Below are 25,482 nucleotides of genomic sequence, written 5' to 3'. Positions count from 1 at the left end.
CTCATGCATGACATCACGCGACTGGGTTGATCGCGTTGTCCGGGTACCAGACGTCCAGCAGCGGGCTGACTTCAACGCTGGTCAGCTCGGTACGGCCTTTGAGCCAAGCTTCAACAGCTGCACGCTGTGCTTCGCTGACGGAACCGCGCTTGCTCAGGCAAACCAGACCGAAGTCATCGCCGCCAACATAGCCCAGACCGTTGGCTTCCATCGCTTCTTTGAGGAACGCGTCGAGGAAAGCGTCAATAGCTTCTTCAGCCAGATCTTCTTTGAAATCCAGGTTCAGCTCAAAACCCAGCTCCTGAAATTCATCTACGCAGAGTTTTTTGCGCAGACGGCGGGAACGGTTAGTGGCCATGGAACAATCCTCATAAGTAATAACGGGCGGCACTTTACCAGTTTAGGCGGGCGATTGCCTGACTCTATGAGGATGCAGGACCGCCATTGGTAAAAAAAATACCGCCACGGCGGCCCGTGGCACGGCACAAGCCGCTATACCTTGGGGCATAATGCCGACACTTTCATGATCACTGAGGGATTTTATCTGCATGCCCTCGCCTTTTTTCCCCTCGACTGCAGGGTTCCACTTCATATGATCAAATCGTTGCGTCCTCTGTTGCTTGCCAGTGTTTTTCTTCCCCTGGCATTTCCTGTCTCTGCGGCTCCGGTCAACACCACCCTGACCCCCAAGGTTCAACAAGCCCTCAAAGCCAGCAAGCTCCCGAACAACGCCCTGTCGCTGGTGATGATTCCCCTGAACGGCCCTGGCACGCCGACGGTTTTCAACGCCGATGTCTCGGTCAACCCGGCCTCCACCATGAAGCTGGTCACCACCTACGCGGCCCTGGAAATGCTTGGCCCGACCCACCAGTGGAAGACCGAGTTCTATACCGATGGCACCCTCAGCGGTGGCATTCTCAACGGCAATCTCTATCTCAAGGGCGGCGGCGATCCCAAGCTGAACATGGAGAAGCTCTGGCTGCTGATGCGTGACCTGCGGGCCAATGGCGTGCAGCAAGTCACCGGCGATCTGGTACTGGACCGCAACTACTTCGTGCAACCGCAGTTGCCTGAGTTCAATGACGACGGCAACGACGAGAACAAGCCGTTCCTGGTCAAGCCCGACGCGCTGATGGTCAACCTCAAGGCCCTGCGCTTCGTCGCCCGCAATGATTCCGGCCGGGTACTGGTTTCGGTAGAGCCGCCGATTGCCAAGATCCGCATCGACAATCAGGTCAAGGCAGTCAACACCAAGCAGTGCACCGGCGACGTTCGCTACAACCCCGTGCCCCAGGCCGATGGCAGCGTGATCGTCACCGTTGGTGGCCAGTTGGGTGATGGCTGCAGTTCCCAGACCTATCTGTCGCTGCTGGACCACGCCACCTACACCGCCGGTGCGGTGCGGGCGATCTGGAGCGAACTGGGCGGCAGCATCCAGGGCAAGGACCGCCTCGCGGTAGTCCCCAAGGATGCCAAGGTTCTGGCCCGTGCCTTCTCTCCGGACCTCGCGGAGGTCATTCGCGACATCAACAAATACAGTAACAACACCATGGCCCAGCAGCTGTTCCTGAGCCTGGGCGCCAAGTACCGCAATGAAGCCGACGGCGATGACGCCAAGGCGGCCCAGCGTGTGGTGCGCCAGTGGCTGGCGAAAAAAGGCATCACCGCGCCGCATCTGGTGATGGAAAACGGCTCTGGCCTGTCCCGTGCCGAACGGGTCAGCGCCCGGGAACTGGCCGGTCTGCTGCAAGCTGCCTGGAAGAGCCCCTACGCCGCCGAGTTCATCAGCTCCATGCCGATTGCCGGCATGGACGGCACCATGCGCAAGCGCCTGAAACGTACCGCCATGTCCGGTGAGGCCCACATCAAGACCGGCACTCTGAACACCGTGCGCGCCATCGCCGGCTATAGCCGCGATGACAACGGCAACACCTGGGCGGTGGTGGCGATCCTCAACGATCCGCGACCCTTCGGCGCCTCTTCGGTGCTGGATCAGGTGCTGCTGGATCTGTATCGCCAGCCAAAACTGGCCACCAGCGCATCCGTTCTGTAGCTCGCTGTTGCGACAGTGGCGGACCCGCTCCGCCGCTGTCAGCGATCAGGGCAGCTCTGGCTGGACTCGATCGCGTCCGGCCTGCTTGGCGGCATAGACCCCGGAGTCGGCCCGCAACAACAAACCGTCCGCCCCCTCGCCTTCGCGCCAGCTGGCAATGCCGAAACTGGCGGTGACACTGCCCACCGGCTCGATCGGCGAACTGCGCAGCCCCTGCCACAGTTCCTGAGCCAGGATCAGCGCCTGCTGGGCGTTGGTGCCCGGACACAGCACCATGAACTCCTCGCCGCCGAGACGGCAGAACACATCGGTACGCCGCAGACGCCCACCAATGCGGACACAGAGCCCCCGCAAGACCTGATCCCCGACGCCGTGTCCGTACTGATCGTTGATCCGCTTGAAATGATCGATATCCAGCATGATCACCGCCATATCGCCCCCAACACGTTCAAGACGCTGCATTTCGTTCTGCAACTGCTCCTGGAAATAGCGCCGGTTGTGAATGCCGGTCAGGGAGTCGGTCACTGACAACGCACGCAACTCTTCCTCGACCCGCTTGAGGTCGGAAATGTCCGAGATATAGCCGTGCCAGAGCACGCCGCCGCCCTGCAGGCTTTCCGGGGTCGCCGCGCCACGCATCCAGCGCAGCCCCCGTTGCGGCAGGCAGACCCGATACTCCTCGCGCCACGGACTGAGCTGCTTGGCGGAAACCTGGATCGACTTGCGCACCCGCTGCACATCCTCAGGATGGATACGCTCGAACACTGCCTCGGCATCCTCCTGCAACACCTGCGGCTCGATCTCGTAGATTTCGCGAATGCCATCGCTGGCATAGGTGAAGCTCGCGTGCCCCTCGGCATCCAGCTTGAACTGGTAGATCCCTCCGGGAACATGGGCACTGAGCCTTTTCAACAGGCGGTCCCGGGCCGCCAGGGCCTCGTGCACCCGCTTGCGCTCGGTGATGTCGATGCAGATGGCTAGGTGGCCGATCCACAGCCCCTGATCATCCAGCACCGGGGTCGCCAGCATGTTCACTTGCAGGTGGCTGCCGTCACGCCTGACCAACGTCCACTCCCGCGCCTCATGGCCACCGGCCAGGCCTTCTTCCACCAGCATGGCCCGGGACACTGGAATGGCCTTGCCATAGCGCTGGGTAAGGCTCTGAGCCCAGCTTTCCAGCTCCCGGGGCAGGTGCAGGCTTTCCAGGGTCAGGTGGCCTACCGCTTCACTGCTGCTGTAGCCGAGCATCTGCTCGGCCCCGGCATTGAAGGTACTGATGACACCACGCAGGTCCGTGGCGATGATCGCCACCTGGGTCGCGGCATTGAGCACGCAGCGCAACTGACTGTGAGTGCCGCGCAATTCCTGCTCGCGACTGCGCAGCTCCCCCGTGCGTTGCTCCACCAGGGCCAAGGCCCGTTGCCGCTGACTCACCAGCACATAGAGCAAGGCGCTGAGCAGCAGACTGAGCAAGCCACCGAGAATCACCAGGCTGCTCAGGGAAGATTGGTTGGCGTGCAGGAACGCCGCGCTGGGGCGGATATCAACCTGATAATCCCGGTCCGCCAGGCGCAGCAAACGGCTGGCCGTCAGGTGACTGGCGATCGGCGGGTTGTTCGATTCATAGAGCACCTCGTGCTGGCCCTCGGTGGACAGATCGAGAATGCGCACCGACAAATTGTCGCTGGCCGGCACCGGCAAGCCGTCCGCCACCAGTTGCCGCAGGCTGATCACCGCCAGCACATAACCGTAAGGCCTGGCCTCGGGCAAGGGGCTGTCCTGGGGCCGCCTGACCGGCGCCGCCAGCAGCACGCCCCGGGCATAGGCCGGGTCCACGGCAACCAGGTGCAAAGGCGGCGAAACCGCCAGGCCGTTGAGCTCCCTGGCCCGCTCCAGAGTAGCCCGGCGCTGAGGCTGGGCCAGCAAGTCGTGCCCCAGGGGCGACCCCAGGGGGCTTTGAGTCTGGCTGTACAGAATCGGCGCAAAGTCTTCTTGCTCACCAGCGGGCTCCATCTGGCCGCTGGCGTTCAATTGCAGGATGGTAAACCCCGCCACCCCCTGATCCCGCACCGCCTGTTCGAACGCCGGCCGCTGGGCACGACTCACCAGAGGCGCCCAGGCATAGGCCTGAGTGTGGCGTAACAGAGGCTTGGCGTAACCATCGAAGTCCTGGCGGGTCACCAGGTCGGAATTGACAAAGAAACGCCGCAGACCGTCCAGGCGTTGCTCCTGGTCTTGAAAGCGCTCTTCGATACGGCTGTAGCGTTCACTGGCGAGCAATTGGAAGCGCTGGCGCAGTTGCTGTTTGTTCGAGTTGTAAGTGGACCAGGCCAGCAGCCCGGTGAGAATGCCGCCCGCAAGCAACACCAGCACAGCTACTAGCCAGGCAGAGACTTCTTCACTAATGAAACCCAGGATCTTCGGGCGTACCACATGCAACGGCATAAGTAGAACTCATCACGCCAGCGAGTTTGGGTGTCATCCGGACTTGGTGTGAGTTATAGCTATTAGCCACTAATTTGACCAGCGCTAAACAGCCCCCAAAGCCCGAAAAAACGGGCGTTGGGGACTTATCCGGCCATCAGCGGGCGCTGATTTTCCAAGCACGGTGAATTTTGCTGTTACGGGCAAAATCCGGGTCGATGGTTTTCGCCGTGATCTCCTCGACCTGATAGCGCGCGGCGAGGTTCTCGTCCAACTGGAACTTGCGGAAGTTGTTGGAGAAGTACAGCACGCCACCCGGCGCCAGACGGGCCATGGCCAGGTCCAGCAACTGCACCTGGTCACGCTGCACGTCGAACACCCCTTCCATGCGCTTGGAGTTGGAGAAGGTCGGCGGGTCGATGAAGATCAGGTCGAACTCGTCACGGCAGCTGTCCAGCCAGGCCATCACATCACCCTGCTCCAGACGGTTCTTGTCGGAGAAACCGTTGAGGGAGAAGTTGCGTCGCGCCCAGTCCAGGTAGGTTTTCGACAAGTCGACGCTGGTCGTACTGCGGGCTCCACCCTTGGCCGCGTGCACACTGGCGGTGGCGGTGTAGCAGAACAGGTTGAGGAAACGCTTGCCAGCCGCCTCTTTCTGGATGCGCATGCGCATCGGCCGATGGTCGAGGAACAGCCCGGTGTCCAGGTAGTCGGTCAGGTTCACCAGCAGCTTGACCCCGCCTTCGCGAACTTCGGTGAACTGGCCCTGGGCGCTCTGGCGCTCGTATTGCTTGGTGCCGCTCTGGCGCTCGCGACGCTTGATCACCACCCGGCTCTTATCCACGTTCAGTGCCTGGGGAATCGCTGCCAGGGCATCGAACAGACGCGCCTGGGCCTTCTCCGGGTCCACCGACTTGGGCGCCGCGTATTCCTGGACGTGCACCCAATCCTGGTACAGGTCGATGGCCAGGGAGTATTCCGGCATGTCCGCGTCATAGACCCGATAGCACTCGACACCTTCGCGCTTGGCCCATTTGCCCAGCAGCTTGAGGTTCTTTTGCAGGCGGTTGGCAAACATCTGCCCGCCCTCGCTCAGACGGGCCTGCTCGACCACCGGCGCCGGCGCAGGAGCCGGCTTGATCGGGTTGCCATTCTTGTTGTACTGGCGCACTGGCGGCTCGTCTGCAGCGGCCTGAGCCTGCTCGCGTTCCACCTGGCGCTGCTCGGCAGTGCGTCGCTCACCGGTGACGAACTGGTCCGGCAGCACCTTGATCAGCAGCAGCTTGCACGGCAAGGCGCCGTTCCAGAACGAGTACTGCTTGTGGCTGCGAATGCCCATGCGCTTGCCCAGGTCCGGGGCGCCGGTGAACACCGCCGCTTCCCAGTTCAAGCAGGCCTGACGCAGGCGCTCGCCGAGGTTCTGATAGAGGTACAGCAGGCTGGCCTCGTCACCCAGGCGCTCGCCGTAGGGCGGGTTGCAGATCACCAGGCCCTTCTGGTTCTGGTCCGGACGCGGTTCAAAAGTCCCCACTTCGCCCTGGTAGATCTTGATCCAGTCGCTCAAGCCCGCGCGCTCGACGTTGTTGCGACCCGGCTGGATCAATCGTGGATCGGCCTCGTAGCCGCGAATCCACAGCGGTGGCTTGGCCAGTCCGGCCTGGGCCCGAGCCAGGGCTTCATCATGCAGTTTGCGCCACAGCGCCGGCACATGGCCGAGCCAGGCGGTAAAGCCCCACTGCTCACGCTTGAGGTTGGGAGCGATGTCCGCGGCAATCATCGCCGCTTCCACCAGGAAGGTGCCGACACCGCACATTGGGTCAGCCAAGGCCCCGCCTTCAGCGGCGATGCGCGGCCAGCCGGAACGGATCAGGATCGCGGCCGCCAGGTTTTCCTTGAGCGGCGCGGCGCCTTGCTGCAGGCGATAGCCGCGCTGGTGCAGGCTGTGGCCGGACAGGTCCAGGGACAGGATGGCTTCGCCGCGATCCAGGCGCAGGTGGATGCGCAGGTCCGGATTGAGCTTGTCCACCGAAGGACGCTCGCCGGTAGGTGTACGCAGTTTGTCGACAATGGCGTCCTTGACCTTCAGGGCACCAAAGTGGGTGTTGTCGATGCCCGAACCGTGACCGCTGAACTCCACCGCCAGGGTGCCATCGGCCAGCATGTGGTCCTGCCAGTCGACGTCGAGCACGCCGTGGTAGAGGTCCTCGGCGTCCTTCATTGGAAAACGCTTGAGGACCAGCAGCACCCGGTTGGCCAGGCGCGACCACAGACACAGCCGATAGGCCGTCTCCATGTCGGCCATGCCGCGCACGGCAGAAGTGTGCTCACGCGCTTGCTCAAGGCCAAGCCCGACGGCTTCCTCGATCAGCAGGCCTTCAAGGCCTTTGGGACAGGTGAGGAAGAGTTCGTAACGATCCGACATGGGAGTACCAGGGCCTTTGGCAATAAGTGAACGGACAACGCATCGCCCGTTCGGTTTTCAATCAAGCGCTTTTCTTCAAGAGCGCTCGTGTGGCACGAAACTGTGCCGTCCCACCCCGGCAGACAGGCTTTCTTGCAGGGCAAAAAAGCTTAGAGGCCGGGACAGATAAAAAAGTCAGGGCAACAAAATGACATAAGTCGACCCTTCGTCGAATAGTAGTTGAGTGCAACCGTTCGACATTCTCACTAAAGCATTAACCTCATCATCTAGTGAGAGGCTGATCACAGCGGGCTTTGCCTGGCAAACAAGCTAAAAAACCCGTCCCGGCTTATGGCCTGGACAGCATTATCGTTACGTCCTTATGACAAAACGATCATTCACTTGCTGTGACCTATTGGTTAGAACTCAACACAGGTTGGCGCCGCAATGGCGTCAACATCAAGGCTCGCCACGCCGGCAGCGAGCACCAACGGCAGAGACAATCTGCCCGACCTCAGAAGAAGGTCGACGGGACATAAGACAGTCAACAAGTGAGGGAAACACCCTATGAGAAGACTAAAGCGTGATCCGTTGGAAAGAGCATTTTTACGCGGATATCAGTATGGCGTTAATGGCAAGTCCCGTGAGCTTTGCCCATTTACTCTACCGTCGGTACGCCAAGCCTGGATTAACGGCTGGCGAGAAGGACGCGGCGACAACTGGGACGGTATGACTGGCACTGCGGGCATCCACAGACTCAACGAACTTCGCGCTGTCGGCTGATCAGGGCACATTCCGACACCTACAACTTGAATAGATGACGACTTAACCACGCACGCCCCATCCGGGCGGCGGGCTTCGGCCCAGGGGCTCCTTCGAGGAGCCCTTTTTTATGGCCGCGCTGGCGCCCGTTCTTATCGGCCCATGGCCGCGATGGCATCCACCGACTCGCGAATCAACGCCGGCCCCTTATAGATGAAGCCCGAATACAGCTGTACCAGGCTGGCGCCCGCGGCGATCTTCTCAGCCGCGTGCTTGCCTTCCGTGATGCCGCCCACGGCAATGATCGGCAAGCGACCGGCCAGTTCGGCGGCCAGGACCTTGACTGTGTGGGTGCTCTTGTCGCGCACCGGCGCGCCGGACAGGCCGCCTGCCTCATCGCCGTGTTCCATGCCTTCGACGCCTTCGCGACTCAAGGTGGTGTTGGTGGCGATCACCGCGTCCATGCCGGTTTCCAGCAAGGCCCGAGCCACTTCAACGGTTTCCTCATCGCTCATGTCCGGCGCGATCTTGATCGCCAGGGGCACGCGTTTGCCATGAATGCTCGCCAGCTCCTGCTGACGCTGGCTCAGAGCCGACAGCAGCTGCTTGAGGGACTCGCCAAACTGCAGGCTGCGCAAGCCCGGGGTATTGGGCGAGCTGACATTGACCGTGACATAACTGGCATGGGCATAGACCTTGTCCAGGCAGATCAGGTAGTCATCCACCGCCCGCTCCACCGGGGTGTCGAAGTTCTTGCCGATATTGATCCCCAGCACGCCCTTGTATTGGGAGGCGGCCACACGCGCCAGCAGGTTGTCGACCCCCAGGTTGTTGAAGCCCATGCGGTTGATGATGGCTTCGGCCTGAGGCAGGCGGAAGATCCGCGGCTTGGGGTTGCCCGGCTGCGGACGCGGAGTGACGGTGCCGATCTCGACAAAGCCGAAGCCCAGTTGAGCGAAGCCATCGATGGCGGCGCCGTTCTTGTCCAGACCGGCAGCCAGGCCCACCGGGTTCGGAAACTCCAGGCCCATGACCTGCACCGGCAACTGCGCCGGCGCCTTGCACAACAGACCGTTAAGGCCCAAACGCCCGCCCGCACCGATCAGGTCCAGGGACAGATCGTGGGAGGTTTCCGGGGAGAGTTTGAACAACAGCTGGCGGGCCAGGGTATACATGGGCGGGATGAACTCGGTTGGCGGCGAAATAAGGCACCGATTATAGCCGCGCCCAGGGCTTGCAGGCGAGGCGCAGAATGAAATCCCCGACAATGGCATATGCCTTGCACCCACTTGCTCATCAGACCTGGGCCAATGGCGGCCCAGGTTCAAGGACAACGGCGTCGTCACCCACACAGGCTTTGCCTGGCCAGTGGGTACGACGCTTTTTTATGCAAGGTGCCAAGCCATGACTGAACACCCCAACTGCGCACTGGCCTGGGTCAACGGCAGCGATGCCCCGGAAAAGTCCGCCATCAACCTGGGCTTCATGGCCCTGACCGATTGCGCCTCGGTGGTGGTCGCCGCCACCCAGGGCTTTGCCCAGCCCTACGGCCTGACCCTGAACCTCACGCGCCAGAGTTCCTGGGCCGGGCTGCGGGACAAGCTGGTGAGTGGCGAACTGGACGCTGCCCACAGCCTGTACGGCCTGATCTACGCCGTGCACCTGGGCATCGGCGGGACCCATCCCTGCGACATGGCGGTGCTCATGGGCCTGAACCAGAATGGCCAGAGCATCAACCTGTCCCGGGAACTGCAAGCCCTCAAAGTGACCAGCCCTGAAGCATTGGACCGCCATGTGCACCAAAGCCGGGCACGACTGACCTTCGCCCAGACCTTCCCCACCGGTACTCACGCCATGTGGTTGTACTACTGGCTGGCCAGCCAGGGCATCCACCCGCTGCAGGATGTCGACAGCGTGGTGGTGCCGCCGCCGCAGATGGTGGCTCACCTGCAGGCCGGGCGCATCGACGGGTTCTGCGTCGGCGAACCCTGGAGCGCCAGTGCAGTGCAGCAGGATCAGGGCTTCACCCTGGCCACCAGCCAGGCAATCTGGCCGGATCACCCGGAAAAAGTCCTCGGCTGCACCCGCGCCTTCGTCGAGCAATACCCCAACACCGCCCGGGTCCTGGTCATGGCGATCCTCGAGGCCAGCCGCTTTATCGAACAAAGCCCGGAAAACCGCCGCAGCACTGCCCAGTTGCTGAGCGCCGCCGATTACCTGAATACACCGCTGGACTGCATCGAGCCGCGGCTGCTGGGGGCTTACGCCGACGGCCTGGGCAATCGCTGGCAGGACCCCCACGCCCTGCGCTTTCACCACCATGGCGCCGTCAACCTGCCCTACCTGTCCGACGGCATGTGGTTCATGACCCAGTTCCGGCGCTGGGGCCTGCTGCGGGAAGACCCGGACTACCTGGGCGTCGCTCGCCACGTGCAGCAGCTTGAACTGTATCGCGAAGCCGCCAGCGCGCTGGGCATCACCGCCTGGGGCCAGGACATGCGCAGCAGCCAGTTGATCGATGGCAAGGTGTGGGACGGCTCTGAGCCTGCCGCCTATGCCCGCAGCTTCCGCCTGCATGCGATGAACGACACCCCTCCCCTTGTTGCCCAGCGCTGACCGGAGCCCGCGAACATGCTGCGTATCCTGCTGATCAACGACACCGCGAAAAAAGTCGGAAGGCTCAAGGCCGCCCTCAGCGAAGCCGGTTTCGAGGTGATTGACGAATCCGGCCTGACCATCGACCTGCCGGGCCGCGTCGAAACGGTGCGCCCGGACGTGATCCTGATCGATACCGAGTCACCCAGCCGTGATGTGATGGAGCAAGTAGTGCTGGTCAGCCGCGATCAACCGCGGCCCATCGTGATGTTCACCGATGAACACGATCCGGGGGTGATGCGCCAGGCGATCAAGTCCGGGGTCAGCGCCTACATCGTCGAGGGCATCCAGGTCCAGCGCCTGCAACCGATCCTCGACGTGGCCATGGCGCGCTTCGAAAGCGACCAGGCCCTGCGCGCGCAACTCCAGGCCCGCGACCAGCAACTGGCCGAGCGCAAGCGCATCGAGCTGGCCAAGGGCCTGTTGATGAAGATGAAGGACTGCGACGAAGAACAGGCCTACACCCTGATGCGCCGTCAGGCCATGGGCAAACAGCAGAAGCTGATCCAGGTCGCGGAACAGATCATCGCCATGCAGGAACTACTCGGCTGACCTGCGCCCCGTAGGAGCCGGCTTGCCGGCGAACAGACCTCTGAACCTTGTGCCAGTGTTGAGGGCGCCTTCGCTGGCAAGCCAGCTCCTACAGCGAGCCTGCCCATGCGAGCCTGCATCGGCCGCCGGTTGGCGCGGCTCTTGCTATCAAATCCACAACGGTAACCAACGGCGGTTGCCCCACCTACGACAAAGACGTCGCGCACCCTGCTCGCCACAACGAGCCGGATGCCGACGTTTTTTCGTTTTGGCCCCACTGACCGGGGTCGGTGGCGCGGCCGTGGCGGCGCTCCACCTGCAAGCTCATGACGACTCCAACGACTCTTATCAGCTGAGGTGCGCGATGAATTCAAGCTTCTGGAAATCCGGCCACACCCCGACCCTGTTCGCAGCCTTTCTGTATTTCGACCTGAGCTTCATGGTCTGGTACCTGCTGGGCCCCCTGGCGGTACAGATTGCTGCCGACCTGCACCTGAGCCCCCAGCAACGCGGGCTGATGGTGGCCACACCGATCCTCGCCGGTGCAGTGCTGCGTTTCATCATGGGCCTGCTGGCCGATCGCCTGTCGCCCAAGACCGCCGGCCTGATCGGCCAGGTGATTGTCATCGGCGCTCTGTTCGGCGCCTGGAAGCTGGGCATCCACAGCTATGAGCAAGCCTTGCTACTGGGGGTATTCCTCGGCATGGCCGGCGCCTCTTTCGCTGTGGCCCTGCCCCTGGCCTCCCAATGGTATCCGCCGCAACACCAGGGCAAGGCCATGGGCATCGCCGGTGCCGGCAACTCCGGCACGGTGTTCGCCGCGCTGCTCGCTCCGGTGCTGGCAGCGGCTTTCGGCTGGAGCAATGTCTTCGGCTTCGCCCTGATCCCGCTGCTCCTGACACTGGTGCTGTTCGCCTGGCTGGCGAAGAACGCCCCTGAGCGGCCGCAGGCCAAATCCATGGGCGACTACTTCAAGGCCCTGGGGGACCGCGACAGCTGGTGGTTCATGTTCTTCTACAGCGTGACCTTTGGCGGTTTCATCGGCCTGGCCAGCGCCCTGCCCGGCTATTTCAATGACCAGTACGGCCTGAGCCCGGTGACGGCTGGCTACTACACCGCCGCCTGTGTCTTCGGCGGCAGCCTGATGCGCCCTCTGGGCGGCGCCCTGGCGGACCGTTTCGGCGGTATCCGCACTTTGCTGGCGATGTACAGCGTGGCGGTGGTCTGCATCGCCGCCGTGGGTTTCAACCTGCCCAGTTCCTACGCTGCCCTGGCCCTGTTCGTCTGCACCATGCTGGGCCTCGGCGCCGGCAATGGCGCGGTGTTCCAGCTGGTACCGCAACGTTTTCGCCGGGAAATCGGGGTCATGACCGGGCTGATCGGCATGGCCGGAGGCATCGGCGGTTTTGCCCTGGCCGCAGGCATGGGCGCGATCAAGCAGAGCACCGGCAGCTATCAACTGGCACTGTGGCTGTTCGCCAGTCTCGGGATCCTGGCCTGGTTCGGCCTGCACGGGGTCAAGCGCCGCTGGAGAACCACCTGGGGCTCCGCCGCCGTGACTGCGGCACGGGTCTGAGCGCACCATGGGCCTGCAACTGAGCCATGCCGAGGCCAGCGCCACCGGACCGCGGACGGAAAATCAGGACGCCTTGCGCCGGGTCACCCCGGCGCCGGATCTGGCGGCGAGCAAGGGCCTGCTGTTCGCCATCGCCGATGGCGTCAGTCAGTGCGCCGACGGCGGCCTGGCAGCGCGTTCGAGCCTTCAGGCCCTGGCCCTGGATTACTACGCCACCCCGGAAACCTGGGCCGTGGCCCAGGCCCTGGAACGCCTGCTGACCGCCCAGAACCGCTGGCTCCAGGCCAACGGCGGCGGCCAGCCCCTGCTCACCACCCTCAGCGCCCTGGTACTGCGGGGCCGGCGCTTTACCCTGGCCCATGTCGGCGACTGCCGGGTCTACCGTTGGCACCAACAGCAGTTGCAACGCATCAGCGAGGACCATGTCTGGGACCAGCCGGGCATGCAGCATGTGCTCAAGCGCGCCCTGGGCCTGGACCAGCATCTGGTACTGGACTTCCTCGATGGCGAACTGCGCCAGGGCGAAAGCTTCCTGATGCTCAGCGACGGGGTCTGGGCCACCCTGGGCGACAGCGCCATCGCCGCCATTCTGCGGGACCAGCCCGACCTGGACAGCGCGACACAGACCTTGGTCAGCGCGGCGCACCTGGCCGGTAGTCAGGACAATGCCAGCGCGCTGCTGGTGCGGGTCGACGCGCTTGGCGAAAGCAGCCTCGGCGATGCCCTGCTGCACTTGCAGCAATGGCCCCTGCCGCCGTTGCTGAAACCCGGGCAACGCTTCGAAGGCTGGCAGGTGGAGAGCCTGGTCAGCCAGAGCCAGCAATCGCTGCTGTACCGCGTGCGTGACGAACAGCACCAGGCCTGGCTGCTGAAAACCCTGCCGGCAGCCCTGCACAACGACCTGGCGGCCTGCCAGGGGCTGCTGTCCGAGGAATGGCTGCTGCGCCGCGTTGCCGGGCGGTATTTTCCCCAGGTGCACGGTGGCACTGCGCGCCAGCATCTGTATTACCTGATGCGCGAATACCCCGGTCGCACCCTGCAACAGCTGTTTCGCTACAACGGCCCCCTGCCCCTGGACCAGTGGCAGTCCCTGGCCGAGCGCCTGCTGCGGGCCGTTGGCCTGCTGCACCGCCGGCAGATCCTGCACCGCGACATCAAGCCGGACAACCTGCTGCTGGGGGACGACGGCGAACTGCGGATTCTGGATTTCGGCCTGGCCTACTGCCCGGGCTTGTCGGCGGACCTGGCGCACCTGCTGCCCGGCACCCCGAGCTATATCGCCCCGGAAGCCTTCGCCGGCGAACCTCCCAGCCCGCAACAGGATCTCTATGCGGTGGGTGTCAGCCTGTATTACCTGCTGACCGGGCACTACCCCCATGGCGAGGTCGAAGCCTTCCAACGCCCGCGCTTCACCGCTGCTGTTCCCCCCAGCCGCTACCGCCCGGATCTGCCGCAATGGCTGGAGCAAAGCCTGGAACGCGGGGTCTGTGCCGACCCGGCCCAGCGCTATGAAACCGCCGAAGAATGGCTGTTGGTGCTGGAACAGGGTGAACGCCGCAGCCTGAGCCTGCGGCCGCGCCCCTTGCTGGAACGGGAGCCGCTGAAGGTCTGGCGCGGCCTCGCCCTGCTCGCCCTGCTGCTCAACCTGATATTGCTGCTGGCACTGCTGCATCGTTAGCGCCCCGCGTCCCTACGGGCCGTTCGCAGCCTGCGGCAGCGGCTACACAACCCTCGGCTGCCTTGGGCCTGTAGCCGCTGCCGAGCCATAGCGAGGCTGCGATAAGGTCCGCAGGACCTTGCTTGACGCCCCCCAGACCGCCCATCGCCCCCCCACAGCCCCCAAGCGCCGAAACAGGGCGCAGCGCCTCAATCAGGTGCAACGGCCACACCCGACATCCCCGGAAACCTGACCCAGGCCCCATAAAACCGCGCCCTCGGCAACTTGGCACAAGCGCTGCATGAGAGCGGACAACAGACATAAAGCCCGGCCTTCAACGACGAAGGCAGGCTTCCCGAGAGAACGGGATCGGACAAAGGCGTCCTCGTCAGGCCACTGACGGGACGCCTTTTTTGTTTGCGCGCAGTTTTTCGAGCCAGGCCGCACTGAACCTGCCTGAGCTCCGGAGAAGCCCATGAAAAGACTCAAACTGGTAATGATCGGCAACGGCATGGCCGGGGTCCGCACCCTGGAAGAGTTGCTCAAACTCAGCGACGAGCTGTACGACATCACCGTGTTCGGTGCCGAACCCCACACCAACTACAACCGCATCCTGCTCTCGCCGGTGCTGGCCGGAGAACAGACGTTCGAGGACATCGTCCTCAACGACCTGGACTGGTACCTGAACCACAACATCAAGCTGCTGCTCAATCGCAAGGTGGTGGAAATCGACCGCATCAAGCGCCGGGTGATCGCCGAGGACGGCAGCGAAGCCGAGTACGACCGCCTGCTGATCGCCACCGGCTCCACACCCTTTATCCTGCCGATTCCCGGCAAGGACCTGCAGGGGGTGATCGGCTATCGCGACATTGCCGACACCCAGGCGATGATCGACACGGCCAAGACTCACACCCATGCGGTGGTGATCGGCGGCGGCCTGCTGGGCCTGGAAGCTGCCAACGGCCTCAAGCTGCGGGGCATGGACGTGACCGTGGTGCATATCGGCGAATGGCTGCTGGAACGGCAACTGGACCAGACCAGCGGCCAGTTGCTGCAAGGCGCCCTGGAAAGCCGTGGCCTGAAGTTTCGCCTGTGTGAACAGACCCAGGCACTGATCGATGCCGGCAATGGCCGGGTCGGCTCGGTGCAGTTCAAGAATGGCGAGATCATCCCCGCCGATCTGGTGGTGATGGCCGCCGGCATCCGCCCCAACACCGAGCTGGCGGAACGGGCCGGCCTGCCCTGCAACCGTGGGATTCTGGTCAACGACACCCTGCAAACCTTCGACCCGCGTATCTACGCCATCGGTGAGTGCGCCAGTCACCGCGGTATCGCCTACGGTCTGGTGGCGCCGCTGTTCGAACAGGCCAAGGTTTGCGCCAACCACTTGGCTCAACTGGGCTTTGCCCGCTACCAAGGCTCGGTGACGTCCACCAAGTTGAAGGTCACGGGCATCGATCTGTTTTCCGCCGGGGATTTCATGGGCGGCGACGGCACCGAGACCATCACCCTCTCCGACCCCATTGGCGGGGTCTACAAGAAGCTGGTGATCAAGGACGACGTACTGGTCGGCGCCTGCCTGTACGGCGACACCGCGGACGGCGGCTGGTACTTCCGCCAAATCCGCGAGCAGCAGGCCATCGGCGAGATTCGCGACCACCTGATGTTCGGTGAGAACGCCCTGGGCGACGTCGGCCATCAGGGCCAGGACAAGGCCATGAGCATGGCCGACACTGCCGAGGTCTGCGGCTGCAATGGGGTGTGCAAGGGCACCATCGTCAAGGCCATCCAGGAACAGGGGCTGTTCAGCGTCGACGAGGTCAAGAAGCACACCAAGGCCGCCAGCTCCTGCGGTTCCTGCGCCGGCCTGGTGGAGCAGATCCTGATCAACACCGTGGGCGGCGCGGCGGACGTCAAGCCGAAAAGCGAAAAAGCCATCTGCGCCTGCAGCGACCTGAACCACGGGCAGATCCGCCAGGCCATTCGCGACCAGCATCTGCTGACCATCGCCGGCACCATGAGCTACCTCAACTGGCGCACCCCCAACGGTTGCGCCACGTGCCGCCCGGCGCTGAACTACTACCTGATCTCCACCTGGCCGGGAGAAGCCAAGGACGATCCGCAATCGCGGCTGATCAACGAGCGCGCCCACGCCAACATCCAGAAGGATGGGACCTACTCGGTGGTGCCGCGGATGTGGGGCGGCGTGACCAATCCGTCCGAGCTGCGACGCATCGCCGATGTCGCCGACAAGTACCAGGTGCCCATGGTCAAGGTCACCGGCGGCCAGCGCATCGACCTGCTGGGCATCCGCAAGGAAGACTTGCCCGGAGTCTGGAAAGACCTGGACATGCCGTCCGGCCACGCCTACGGCAAATCCATCCGCACGGTGAAGACCTGTGTCGGCAGCGAGTTCTGCCGCTTCGGCACGCAGAACTCCACCCAGCTGGGGATCGAGCTGGAGCACGACCTGTTCAACATGTGGTCACCGCACAAGGTCAAGCTGGCGGTCTCCGGTTGCCCGCGCAACTGCTCGGAAGCCGGGATCAAGGACGTGGGCATCATCGGCGTCGATTCGGGCTGGGAGATGTACATCGGCGGCAACGGCGGGATCAAGACCGAGGTGGCGGAGTTTTTCGTCAAGCTCAAGACCGCCGAAGAAGTCCGCGAATACAACGGCGCCTTCCTCCAGCTGTACCGCGAAGAGGCCTTCTACCTCGAACGCACGGTGCACTACCTGCAACGTGTCGGCCTGGAGCACGTGAAAAAGGCCGTGCTGGAAGACCCGCAGCGGCGCAAGGCGCTGAACGAGCGCCTGCAGTTCTCCCTGTCCTTCGAGCAAGACCCGTGGCAGCAGCGCCTGGCCGAGCCGCAGCTGAAAAAAGAGTACGAGTCGATCCCCGTGAAACAACTGGAGGTGCCGGCATGAACTGGCTGGATATCTGCGCCCTGGAAGAGATCAATGCCCTGGGCTCGCGCATCATCAAGGGCCCCAAGGGCGATATCGCGATTTTTCGTACCAGCGACGATCAGGTCTTCGCCCTCGACGATCGTTGTCCGCACAAGGGCGGCCCCCTGTCCCAGGGATTGATCTACGGCAAGCGCGTGGCCTGCCCGCTGCACAACTGGCAGATCGACCTGGAATCCGGCGAAGCCCAGGCCCCGGACACCGGCTGCGCCCATCACCATCCGGCGCGGGTGGCAAGTGGCCGGGTGCAGTTGGCCCTGCGGGATGCCGGCTGATGAAGCCGCAGAGCACGGCCTCGACCTGTTGCTACTGCGGGGTTGGCTGCGGTGTGCTGATCGAGCATGACGGCCGGCAGATCCTCGGGGTCAGCGGCGATCCGGCGCACCCGGCCAACTTCGGCAAGCTGTGCAGCAAGGGCGCCAGCCTGCATTTGACCGGCGACCGCAACGCCCGCGCCCTGTACCCGGAACTGCGCCTGGGCAAGGACCTGGCTCGTAGCCGCTGCGACTGGGACAGCGCCCTGGAGCATGCCGCCGGGGTATTCGCCCAGACCATCGCCGAGCATGGCCCGGACAGCGTGGCGTTCTATGTCTCCGGGCAACTGCTGACCGAGGACTACTACGCCTTCAACAAGCTGGCCCGGGCCCTGGTGGGCACCAACAATATCGACAGCAACTCACGGCTGTGCATGTCCTCGGCGGTGGTGGGCTACAAGCGCAGCCTGGGGGCCGATGCGCCGCCTTGCAGTTATGAGGACCTGGAGCACAGCGATTGCGTGGTGATCGTCGGCAGTAACATGGCCTACGCCCATCCCGTGCTGTTTCGGCGCCTGGAACACGCGAAAAGCCAGCGTCCGGACATGAAAGTCATCGTCATCGACCCGCGTCGTACCGACACCTGCGATCTGGCCGACCTGCATCTGGCGATTCTGCCGGGCACCGATGTCGCACTGTTCCACGGGATTCTCCACCTGTTGCTGTGGGAGGACTGGGTCGATCGGGACTTCATCCGCGAACACACCGAGGGCCTGGCCGAGCTGAAGCTCCTGGTCCGCGACTACACCCCGGCGATGGTGGCGCAACTCTGCGGTATCAGTCTTGAGCAACTGCAGCTGTGCGCCCAATGGATAGGGACGGCGCCCAGTTTCCTGTCGTTGTGGTGCATGGGCTTGAATCAGTCCAGCGCCGGCAGCGCAAAAAACAGTGCGCTGATCAATCTGCACCTGGCCACCGGGCAAATCGGCCGAAAGGGTGCGGGGCCCTTCTCCCTCACCGGTCAGCCCAATGCCATGGGCGGGCGCGAAACCGGCAGCCTGAGCAATCTGCTCCCCGGGCACCGGGAAGCTGCCGATCCCCAACATCGCGCTGAGGTCGCCGCTTATTGGGGGGTGGAACAGTTGCCAGCCAGCCCCGGACTGAGCGCTATCGAGTTGTTTGAACAGCTGCAAAGCGGTCGCATCAAGGCCTTGTGGATCGCCTGTACCAACCCGGCGCAGTCCCTGCCGGACCAGAACGCGGTGCGTGCGGCCCTGCAGCACTGCCCGTTCGTGGTCCTGCAAGAAGCCTTCGTCACCACGGAAACCGCGGCCTTTGCCGACCTGCTGCTACCTGCCGCCAGTTGGGGCGAGAAGCAAGGCACGGTGACCAACTCGGAACGGCGGGTTTCTCATGTGCGTCAGGCGGTAATCGCACCCGGTGAGGCACGGCCTGATTGGGCCATTACCGTGGATTTCGCTCAACGTCTGGAGCGACGCCTGCGGCCCGGGCAGCCGAGCCTGTTTGACTTCGATTCCCCAGCCCAGCTGTTCGATGAGTACAAAGGCCTGACCCAGGACCGCGATCTGGACCTGTCCGGCCTCAGTCACCAGTTGATCGACCGTCTCGGCCCACAGCAGTGGCCCTTCCCCAGCGGCGCGACACAGGGCACGCCGCGCTTGTATGGGGATGGGCGTTTTCCCACCGCCACTGGCCGCGCGCACTTTGTCTGCGACCCTTACCTGCCCGCCAAGGAACAGCGCGATGCCCGCTTTCCCCTGACCCTGATCACCGGTCGGCTGCGGGACCAATGGCACGGCATGAGTCGCACCGGCACCGCGGCGCAGCTGTTCGGCCATGTCAGCGAAGCACTGCTGAGCCTGCATCCGGACGAACTGCGGCGCCAGCGGCTACGGGAGGGAGATCTGGTCAACCTGAAAAGCCGCCGTGGCAGTGTGATCGTCGCCGTCAGCAGCGATGACAGCGTGCGTCCCGGCCAGGCCTTTGTGCCGATGCACTGGGGGGATCGCTTCCTCAAGGGCGGGATCAATATCGTCACTCAGCCGGCCTTTGACCCTCTGTCCAAACAGCCGGAACTCAAACACAGCGGCGTGCGCCTGGAGCCGGTGCAACTGCCTTGGCAATTGTTTGCCCTGATCGAAGGCGACGTGCAGGCGCACTTCAGGGCTCTGCGCCCCCTGTGCGAAGCCTTTGCCTATGTCAGCCTGAGCCTGACCGGTCGCGAACGTCCGGCCCTGGTGATTCGGGCCGCTCACCAGGAGGCGCCGCAGCCGGCATTGCTCAAGCTCATCGATCAGCACTTGGGGCTCGAAACTGGGCCGGTACTGGCTTATGACGATCCGCGTCGGGCCATCGGCAAGCGGGTGCGCATCGAACAAGGGCGGATCACCGCAATTCGCCTGGCCGGGGAAACCCTGGCCCAGCACTGGCTGCAGGAACTGTGGCTCGAGGGACGCGCCGATGAGCAGCTACGACGCTGGTTGCTGGCGCCGATGAGCAGCCCGCCGGGGGCCAGCGGCCTGGGCGGGGAACGGGAGCGGACCCTGTGTAACTGCAAGAACGTCAGCTACCGGGCGGTCTGTGCCGGTATCGCTGAAGGCCTGAATCTCGACCAACTGAAACAACAACTGGGTTGCGGTAGCCAATGTGGCTCCTGCGTGCCGGAGATCAAGCGCCTGCTGGCGACTCCGGTGCAACCTGTCGCCGCCATCCCTGTGTGAGGAAAACGTATGAGCGCAAAAGTCTGGCTGGTAGGTGCAGGGCCTGGAGACCCCGAGCTGTTGACCCTCAAGGCCGTACGCGCCCTTGGCGAAGCCGATGTGGTGTTGATCGATGATCTGGTGAACAGCGCGGTGCTGGACCATTGCCCCACAGCGCGGGTCATCCCGGTGGGCAAGCGCGGTGGCTGTCGCTCCACGCCCCAGGCCTTCATTCATCGCCTGATGCTGCGCTATGCCCGGCAAGGGCGCTGCGTGGTGCGCCTCAAGGGTGGCGATCCATGCATTTTCGGGCGAGGTGGCGAGGAAGCTCAGTGGCTGAAGGAGCGTGGGATCGAGGTGGAGCTGGTCAATGGCATCACCGCCGGGCTGGCGGGTGCAACCCGTTGTGATATTCCCCTGACCCTGCGAGGCGTGGCTCGGGGCGTGACCCTGGTGACCGCCCACACTCAAGATGACAGCAGCCTGAACTGGCAGGCTCTGGCTCAAAGCGGTACGACCCTGGTGATCTACATGGGGGTGGCGAAGCTGGCAGAGATTGCCGGGCACTTGCGTGACGGCGGTCTGGCAGCCGATACGCCGGTGGCGATGATTGAAAATGCCTCGCTGCCTGAACAGCGGGAATGCCGCAGCGATCTGGCGGGGATGGAGCGCGATGCCCTGCGCTTCGAGTTGAAGAGCCCGGCGATCCTGGTGATCGGTGCAGTGGCGGGCACAGAGTCCGCTGTCCAAGCCTCTGCGTGCCAAGCCTGAGTCGCGCCTCTGGGCCAGGTAAATCGCAGACAAAGAAAAACCCGGCCTAGGCCGGGTTTTTCCAAGCTACAAGGCTAATTACTTAGCTTGAGCTTCAACCGATGCTTCTACGCGACGGTTAACTGCGCGACCAGCTTCAGTTGCGTTGTCGGCAACTGGGCGGGACTCACCGTAACCAACGGATTGAACGCGGTTAGCGCCAACGCCGTACTGGTTGACCAGAACTTGTTTAACGGCGTTTGCACGACGCTCAGACAGCTTCTGGTTGTAAGCGTCAGGACCGACGGAGTCAGTGTGACCTTCAACAACGGTGGTGGTCTGTGGGTACTGATTCATGAAATCAGCCAGGTTCTTGATGTCAGCGTAGCTGTTAGGCTTAACGACCGACTTGTCGAAGTCGAACTTAACGTCCAGCTCAACACGAACAACTTCAGCAACTGGAGCTTCTGGAGCTGGCTCAGGAGCTGGAGCTGGAGCAACTGGAGCTGGAGCAACTTTGCCGCCGCTGCCACCGAAGTTCACACCCAGACCGATAGTAGGAGCGTAGTCCCACTTGCCGTTGTCCAGCTTGTAGTCAGCTTCAACGCCGGCACGGGCGAACAGGTTGTCGGTGAAGTAGTACTTAACACCAGCGCCTGCAGTCAGGAAAGTCGACTGGTCGCGGCCGCTGTGACCGTCAGCGATCACGTTGGTCATGCTCTTGTGAGCAACACCGCCGGAAACGTATGGACGCAGAGCGTCACCCACGGTACCAAAGTGGTACTGAGCGTTCAGGCCGAAGTTGTCGCCTTTGATTTTCTGGTTACCAGTACCGTCGTTAGAACGGGTGTGGTTGGTCTTGTCGTAGGTGGCGTTCAACGACAGATCGTCGGTCAGGAAGTAACCGATCGATGCGCCTGGGTTGAAGCCGTCTTCAACGTGATTAACGCTGTCGTTGTACTGTTTTTTGTAAAACAGTTCACCCTCGACCGCGCCTTGGCCTTGCGCCAGAACGCCGAACGAAGTCACGGCAACAATAGAACCAATGGCAATGCCCAAGGTGTTTTTCAGTTTCATCCGTTAAATCCCCATCTGGTGATTGTAAAGCAGTCCCACATACCGGGGGACAACTCGGCGGTAAGTCTATCAGAACTCACCTAGACGTAAGAGATATTTGCGCCGAACTAAGTTTCAGCAATGCCTGCAAATTTCTCACGCAATTTATCAAGAGCACGTTTGTAACGCATTTTTGTAGCACTCAACCCCATGTGCATGATGTCCGCGATCTCCTGAAACTCCAGTTCTGCGACAAATCGTAGCACCAGAATTTCTCGATCAATCGGGTTCACATGCACTAGCCATCGGTCAAGTCCGCCCTTCTCCTCAGGTTTCGGCGCCTTCTCTTCAGAGGCCTCCTCGAGGGGGTCAAGACTTAAAGCGTCCATCAACCGACGCTTGCGCCGCTCCTTGCGATACTGCGTGATGCATTCGTTGTACGTGATGCTATATAGCCATGTCTTGAACTTCGATTTGCCCTCAAAGTTCTTAAGGCCATACAGCACCTTCAACATCACCTCCTGACAGACATCATCCGCATCACGATCGTTCCCTAGATAACGCGCACAAACATTAAATAGGGTCCGCTGATAGCGTCGCATCAACTCTTCATAGGCGCGTGTTACGTGAAACAGCTCCGTATGTGAGCGCGCAACCAACTCCTCATCAGAGAGCTCACGGGGGTCATAGCGCGTGGATAGCGATTGGGTTTTATTCAAAACGAGTCGTGCCGACAGTCAGGTCAATGTCCGCCGCAGCCCGATGAGGGCATTTTGCGGCGGCATACATTAGCAGGGTTTGCCGGGTTAGCGGCTACTTACATGCTGCTCCAGCAGGATCCGATTGGACAGAGAGACTAGCTCACCCTCCTCGGTCAGCAATGTAGTTTTAACCGTGCCGATCTCTTCGATCTGGCCTTCGACCTCACCAACACGTACTTGTTGCCCAACCTGGTACAACTCACGCACATAGATTCCCGCAAGAATCTGTCCGGCAATTTCCCGGCTTCCCAAACCCATCGCCAGCGCAACGGCCAGACCAACGGTAATCAATACGATCACGATCACATGGTTGAGCAGGTCGGTTTTGACCTCCAACTGACTGATCGCAACGGAAATACTGATGATGATCACCAGCCCCTGGGCAATCCGTCCCAGGCCACTGGCGTAATCGAGGCCTACACCTTCCGCCGCTCCGCGCACCAGACCGTTGGCCAATTGCGCCAGCAGAACCCCCACCAACAGCACCAGCGCAGCACCGAAAACCTTCGGCAAATACAGCGCAAGCATGTCGAGCGTAGCCGAAACTCGCTCAAGGCCAAGGGATTCAGCAGCAGAAACCAGAAAAATAAGCAGAACGAACCAATAGACGATCTTGCCGATCAAGGTCGAGATCGGTACTTGCAAGCCCGCGCGGGACAGCAATTTGGTCAAGCCGGTACCGCCCATCAGGCGATCCAGGCCCAGCTTGGCCAGCAATTTCGACAACAGGGTATCCAGCAGCTTGGCCACCACGAAGCCCAGCAACAGCACCACCAGCGCGCCGAACAGGTTCGGAATGAAGTTCGCTACCTTGGTCCACAAGGCAGTCATCGCCGTGACGAGGCTCTGCGTCCAGAGATCAAGTTCCATATTCAATCAGCCTTATCAGCAGTGCGAGCAGAAGATTTACGACGGGAAACCGGCGCGATATGGGCCGATCCGTTATTCAAGGCGATCATCAGCGCCGGCAGCCAGCGGCCCAGCAGGCTGAACAGATCCCCCGCACCAACCTGGCGGTTGGCGGTTTTCAGTACGCGGCCCAGGCAGGCATCGTCATCGCGGCTCGATGGCGAAGCTTTGAGCATGTCACGCAAAGACTGTTCAAACGGATCGTGCATACGCACCTCGGGTGATGTCTGGAAAAGACGCGATCAGATTTATTCGGGTCACATGACGCATCATCACACCCAGCGCAAACGGCGAAACAACCACCATTGTCCCAAGGCCACCGACACCAGCAGCAGGCAGGCAATGATGAATCCGTAAGGGCTGGCGGAGAACGGAATGCCGCCGACGTTGATCCCCAGAAGACCGGTGAGAAAACTCATGGGCAGGAAGATCCCGGTGATGATCCCGAAGCGATACATGGTTCGATTCATGCGTACGCTCAAGCGCCGGTCTTCGGCCTCCAGCACAAGCCCCACGCGCTCTCGAGTCAATTCCAGCTCTTCCAGGTAACGGGTAAGGCTGTTGTGCAGTTCATTCCAATAATCACCATCATCGACGGCGAACCAGGGCAGTTTTATCCGACTCAGTTGGGAGAAAATATCCCGCTGCGGTGCCAGGAAACGCTTCAGTCCGGCAGCCCGGCGACGGATCTGCAAAATACTCCCATGCTCCGGGGTATACCGTTCGTCGGCATCTAGCTTTTCTTCCTCAGCATCGACCACTTCAGAGAGATCGCTGACCAGATCCTGCACTTTATGGGTCAGGTATTCGGCCATATAGAGGAGGAGCTCGGCGGCGGTTTTCGGCCCCTTGCCCTCGGCCAGCTGCACCAACAGCTCATCGGTGGCCCGCAAAGGCCGCAAGCGCAGAGAAATCACCCGCTGCGCGGACGCAAAGATGCGCACCGAGACCATGTCTTCAGGCTCGGCTCCCGGATTGAGATTGATGCCCCGCAGAAACAGCAGCAGTTCCGACTCCGGCAAGGCCAGCAAGCGCGGCCGGGTATTTTCCTCCAGCAGCAGATCACAGCTGAATTCGCTCAAGCCGCTGGAGCGGCGCAACCAGGTCTGGGTTTGCGGATGACTGCGATCCCAATGCAGCCACAGGCTTTCATGGGCCTGTAGCTGCAGATCGTCAAGCTCAGTCCGGGCTATCGAACGCGCACCACCTTCACCATCCAGCACCAGGGCATGCACCAGCCCCCATTGCGCGTTTTCTTCCTCGAACATCCTCATCCCTTGTCAGGCCAACTACTTATTCAGGCATTTTCAGCGGGCTCGGCGACACGATCACGCCGTTGTTATCGGCGTAGACATACTGGCCCGGACGGAAAGTCACACCGGCAAAGGTCACTGCCACATTGAGATCACCAATGCCACGCTTGTCGGTCTTCATCGGGTGGCTGGCCAGGGCCTGGACACCGAGGTCAGTCTGCGCGATGACATCCACATCGCGGATGCAACCGTAGATCACCAGACCTTCCCAGCCATTTTTCGCCGCCTTCTCGGCCAGCAGGTCGCCCAGCAGCGCGCGACGCAGGGAACCACCGCCATCAACCACCAGTACCTTGCCGTGCCCCTTGAGTTCGACTTGCTCCTTGACCAGCGAATTGTCTTCGAAGCACTTGATGGTGACGATTTCCCCACCAAAGGAATCGCGACCACCAAAGTTGCTGAACATGGGCTCAACCACCTGTACCAGGTCCGGGTAGGCGTCGCACAGGTCGGGAGTGAGGTAATGGTTCATCGAGAAACTCCTGTAGCAGAAAGAACACGATCGAAGGTATCGGCAAATTCCAGGGGCTGCCTTGGAAATACGAGCTCAAGCGGCAGATGTTTAACCCACAGTGCCTGAGAAGCTGATCGGCCTGTCGCGTATTTTGCAGCCGCCTCACTGGAACGGAAAGTCGACCCAATAACTGAATGTGACCAAAACAGCACAATGCGTCATATCTTAGCCGCAAGCG

At 62.1% G+C, this 25,482-nt stretch carries 20 protein-coding genes; 10 read left to right on the top strand and 10 right to left on the bottom strand.

Annotated features, from left to right (window positions below):
• Nucleotides 1–13: 13 nt before the first annotated feature.
• The gene (locus WIN67_RS09725; RefSeq protein ID WP_102863834.1) at nt 14–358 is read right to left on the bottom strand and encodes a YggL family protein; all 345 of its coding nucleotides are present in this window, start codon (nt 356–358) and stop codon (nt 14–16) included.
• A gap of 234 nt (nt 359–592) precedes the next feature.
• On the opposite strand from WIN67_RS09725, the gene dacB reads away from it, so the two are divergent.
• Entirely contained in the window at nt 593–2,053 is a 1,461-nt protein-coding gene (gene dacB, locus WIN67_RS09720; protein ID WP_102863835.1) for a D-alanyl-D-alanine carboxypeptidase/D-alanyl-D-alanine endopeptidase, read from the top strand.
• Between the two features lie 45 nt (nt 2,054–2,098).
• On the opposite strand, the gene WIN67_RS09715 is transcribed toward dacB, so the two are convergent.
• Nucleotides 2,099–4,498, bottom strand: coding sequence for a sensor domain-containing diguanylate cyclase (locus WIN67_RS09715; protein WP_300245249.1), 2,400 nt, complete (start codon nt 4,496–4,498; stop codon nt 2,099–2,101).
• 136 nt (nt 4,499–4,634) lie between these two features.
• Nucleotides 4,635–6,899: a bifunctional 23S rRNA (guanine(2069)-N(7))-methyltransferase RlmK/23S rRNA (guanine(2445)-N(2))-methyltransferase RlmL gene (gene rlmKL, locus WIN67_RS09710; RefSeq protein ID WP_102878978.1), complete on the bottom strand. Its 2,265-nt coding sequence runs from the start codon at nt 6,897–6,899 to the stop codon at nt 4,635–4,637.
• A 546-nt stretch (nt 6,900–7,445) separates the two neighbouring features.
• Here rlmKL and rmf point away from each other — a divergent pair.
• A complete protein-coding gene (gene rmf, locus WIN67_RS09705; RefSeq protein ID WP_016965693.1) occupies nt 7,446–7,661 on the top strand; it encodes a ribosome modulation factor in 216 nt (71 codons plus the stop codon).
• A 131-nt stretch (nt 7,662–7,792) separates the two neighbouring features.
• Here the strand turns inward: rmf and WIN67_RS09700 are convergent, their stop codons facing one another.
• Complete coding sequence (locus WIN67_RS09700; RefSeq protein ID WP_102863838.1) at nt 7,793–8,815, bottom strand: quinone-dependent dihydroorotate dehydrogenase; 1,023 nt, start codon at nt 8,813–8,815, stop codon at nt 7,793–7,795.
• Nucleotides 8,816–9,044: 229 nt separating this feature from the next.
• On the opposite strand from WIN67_RS09700, the gene WIN67_RS09695 reads away from it, so the two are divergent.
• From WIN67_RS09695 to cobA, 8 genes are all read left to right on the top strand, one after another.
• Nucleotides 9,045–10,256 carry a CmpA/NrtA family ABC transporter substrate-binding protein gene (locus WIN67_RS09695; RefSeq protein ID WP_339071101.1) on the top strand — a complete coding sequence of 404 codons (1,212 nt, stop codon included), beginning with the start codon at nt 9,045–9,047 and terminating at the stop codon, nt 10,254–10,256.
• 15 nt (nt 10,257–10,271) lie between these two features.
• Nucleotides 10,272–10,847 carry an ANTAR domain-containing response regulator gene (locus tag WIN67_RS09690; protein WP_102863840.1) on the top strand — a complete coding sequence of 192 codons (576 nt, stop codon included), beginning with the start codon at nt 10,272–10,274 and terminating at the stop codon, nt 10,845–10,847.
• A 343-nt stretch (nt 10,848–11,190) separates the two neighbouring features.
• Entirely contained in the window at nt 11,191–12,402 is a 1,212-nt protein-coding gene (locus tag WIN67_RS09685) for a nitrate/nitrite transporter (protein WP_339071100.1), read from the top strand.
• 7 nt (nt 12,403–12,409) lie between these two features.
• Complete coding sequence (locus tag WIN67_RS09680) at nt 12,410–14,080, top strand: bifunctional protein-serine/threonine kinase/phosphatase (RefSeq protein ID WP_339071099.1); 1,671 nt, start codon at nt 12,410–12,412, stop codon at nt 14,078–14,080.
• A gap of 454 nt (nt 14,081–14,534) precedes the next feature.
• Nucleotides 14,535–16,988 carry a nitrite reductase large subunit NirB gene (gene nirB / locus WIN67_RS09675; RefSeq protein WP_306382695.1) on the top strand — a complete coding sequence of 818 codons (2,454 nt, stop codon included), beginning with the start codon at nt 14,535–14,537 and terminating at the stop codon, nt 16,986–16,988.
• Nucleotides 16,985–17,302: a nitrite reductase small subunit NirD gene (gene nirD, locus WIN67_RS09670; protein WP_102863844.1), complete on the top strand. Its 318-nt coding sequence runs from the start codon at nt 16,985–16,987 to the stop codon at nt 17,300–17,302. Before nirB ends, nirD begins: the two co-directional genes overlap by 4 nt.
• Nucleotides 17,302–20,022, top strand: a complete 2,721-nt coding sequence (locus WIN67_RS09665; RefSeq protein WP_339071098.1) for a molybdopterin-dependent oxidoreductase — start codon at nt 17,302–17,304, stop codon at nt 20,020–20,022. Before nirD ends, WIN67_RS09665 begins: the two co-directional genes overlap by 1 nt.
• A gap of 9 nt (nt 20,023–20,031) precedes the next feature.
• On the top strand, nt 20,032–20,772 hold the full coding sequence (gene cobA, locus WIN67_RS09660) for a uroporphyrinogen-III C-methyltransferase (RefSeq protein ID WP_339071097.1): 741 nt from the start codon (nt 20,032–20,034) through the stop codon (nt 20,770–20,772).
• Between the two features lie 78 nt (nt 20,773–20,850).
• Here the strand turns inward: cobA and WIN67_RS09655 are convergent, their stop codons facing one another.
• From WIN67_RS09655 to rraA, 6 genes are all read right to left on the bottom strand, one after another.
• A complete protein-coding gene (locus tag WIN67_RS09655; protein ID WP_025128772.1) occupies nt 20,851–21,828 on the bottom strand; it encodes an OmpA family protein in 978 nt (325 codons plus the stop codon).
• A 107-nt stretch (nt 21,829–21,935) separates the two neighbouring features.
• On the bottom strand, nt 21,936–22,526 hold the full coding sequence (sigX, locus tag WIN67_RS09650) for an RNA polymerase sigma factor SigX (RefSeq protein WP_011060195.1): 591 nt from the start codon (nt 22,524–22,526) through the stop codon (nt 21,936–21,938).
• A gap of 87 nt (nt 22,527–22,613) precedes the next feature.
• Nucleotides 22,614–23,438, bottom strand: a complete 825-nt coding sequence (locus WIN67_RS09645; RefSeq protein WP_016964357.1) for a mechanosensitive ion channel family protein — start codon at nt 23,436–23,438, stop codon at nt 22,614–22,616.
• Nucleotides 23,439–23,440: 2 nt separating this feature from the next.
• Entirely contained in the window at nt 23,441–23,686 is a 246-nt protein-coding gene (locus tag WIN67_RS09640) for a hypothetical protein (protein WP_011060193.1), read from the bottom strand.
• Between the two features lie 63 nt (nt 23,687–23,749).
• Nucleotides 23,750–24,745: a zinc transporter ZntB gene (locus WIN67_RS09635; protein WP_102863847.1), complete on the bottom strand. Its 996-nt coding sequence runs from the start codon at nt 24,743–24,745 to the stop codon at nt 23,750–23,752.
• 25 nt (nt 24,746–24,770) lie between these two features.
• Nucleotides 24,771–25,262 carry a ribonuclease E activity regulator RraA gene (gene rraA, locus WIN67_RS09630; protein WP_102863848.1) on the bottom strand — a complete coding sequence of 164 codons (492 nt, stop codon included), beginning with the start codon at nt 25,260–25,262 and terminating at the stop codon, nt 24,771–24,773.
• Between the last annotated feature and the right edge of the window lie 220 nt (nt 25,263–25,482).

Source organism: Pseudomonas idahonensis (assembly GCF_037903935.1).
Taxonomy (GTDB): Bacteria; Pseudomonadota; Gammaproteobacteria; order Pseudomonadales; family Pseudomonadaceae; genus Aquipseudomonas; species Aquipseudomonas danubii.
The sequence above is the reverse complement of the archived record's forward strand: the minus strand, read 5'-3'. Positions and strand labels throughout refer to the sequence as shown.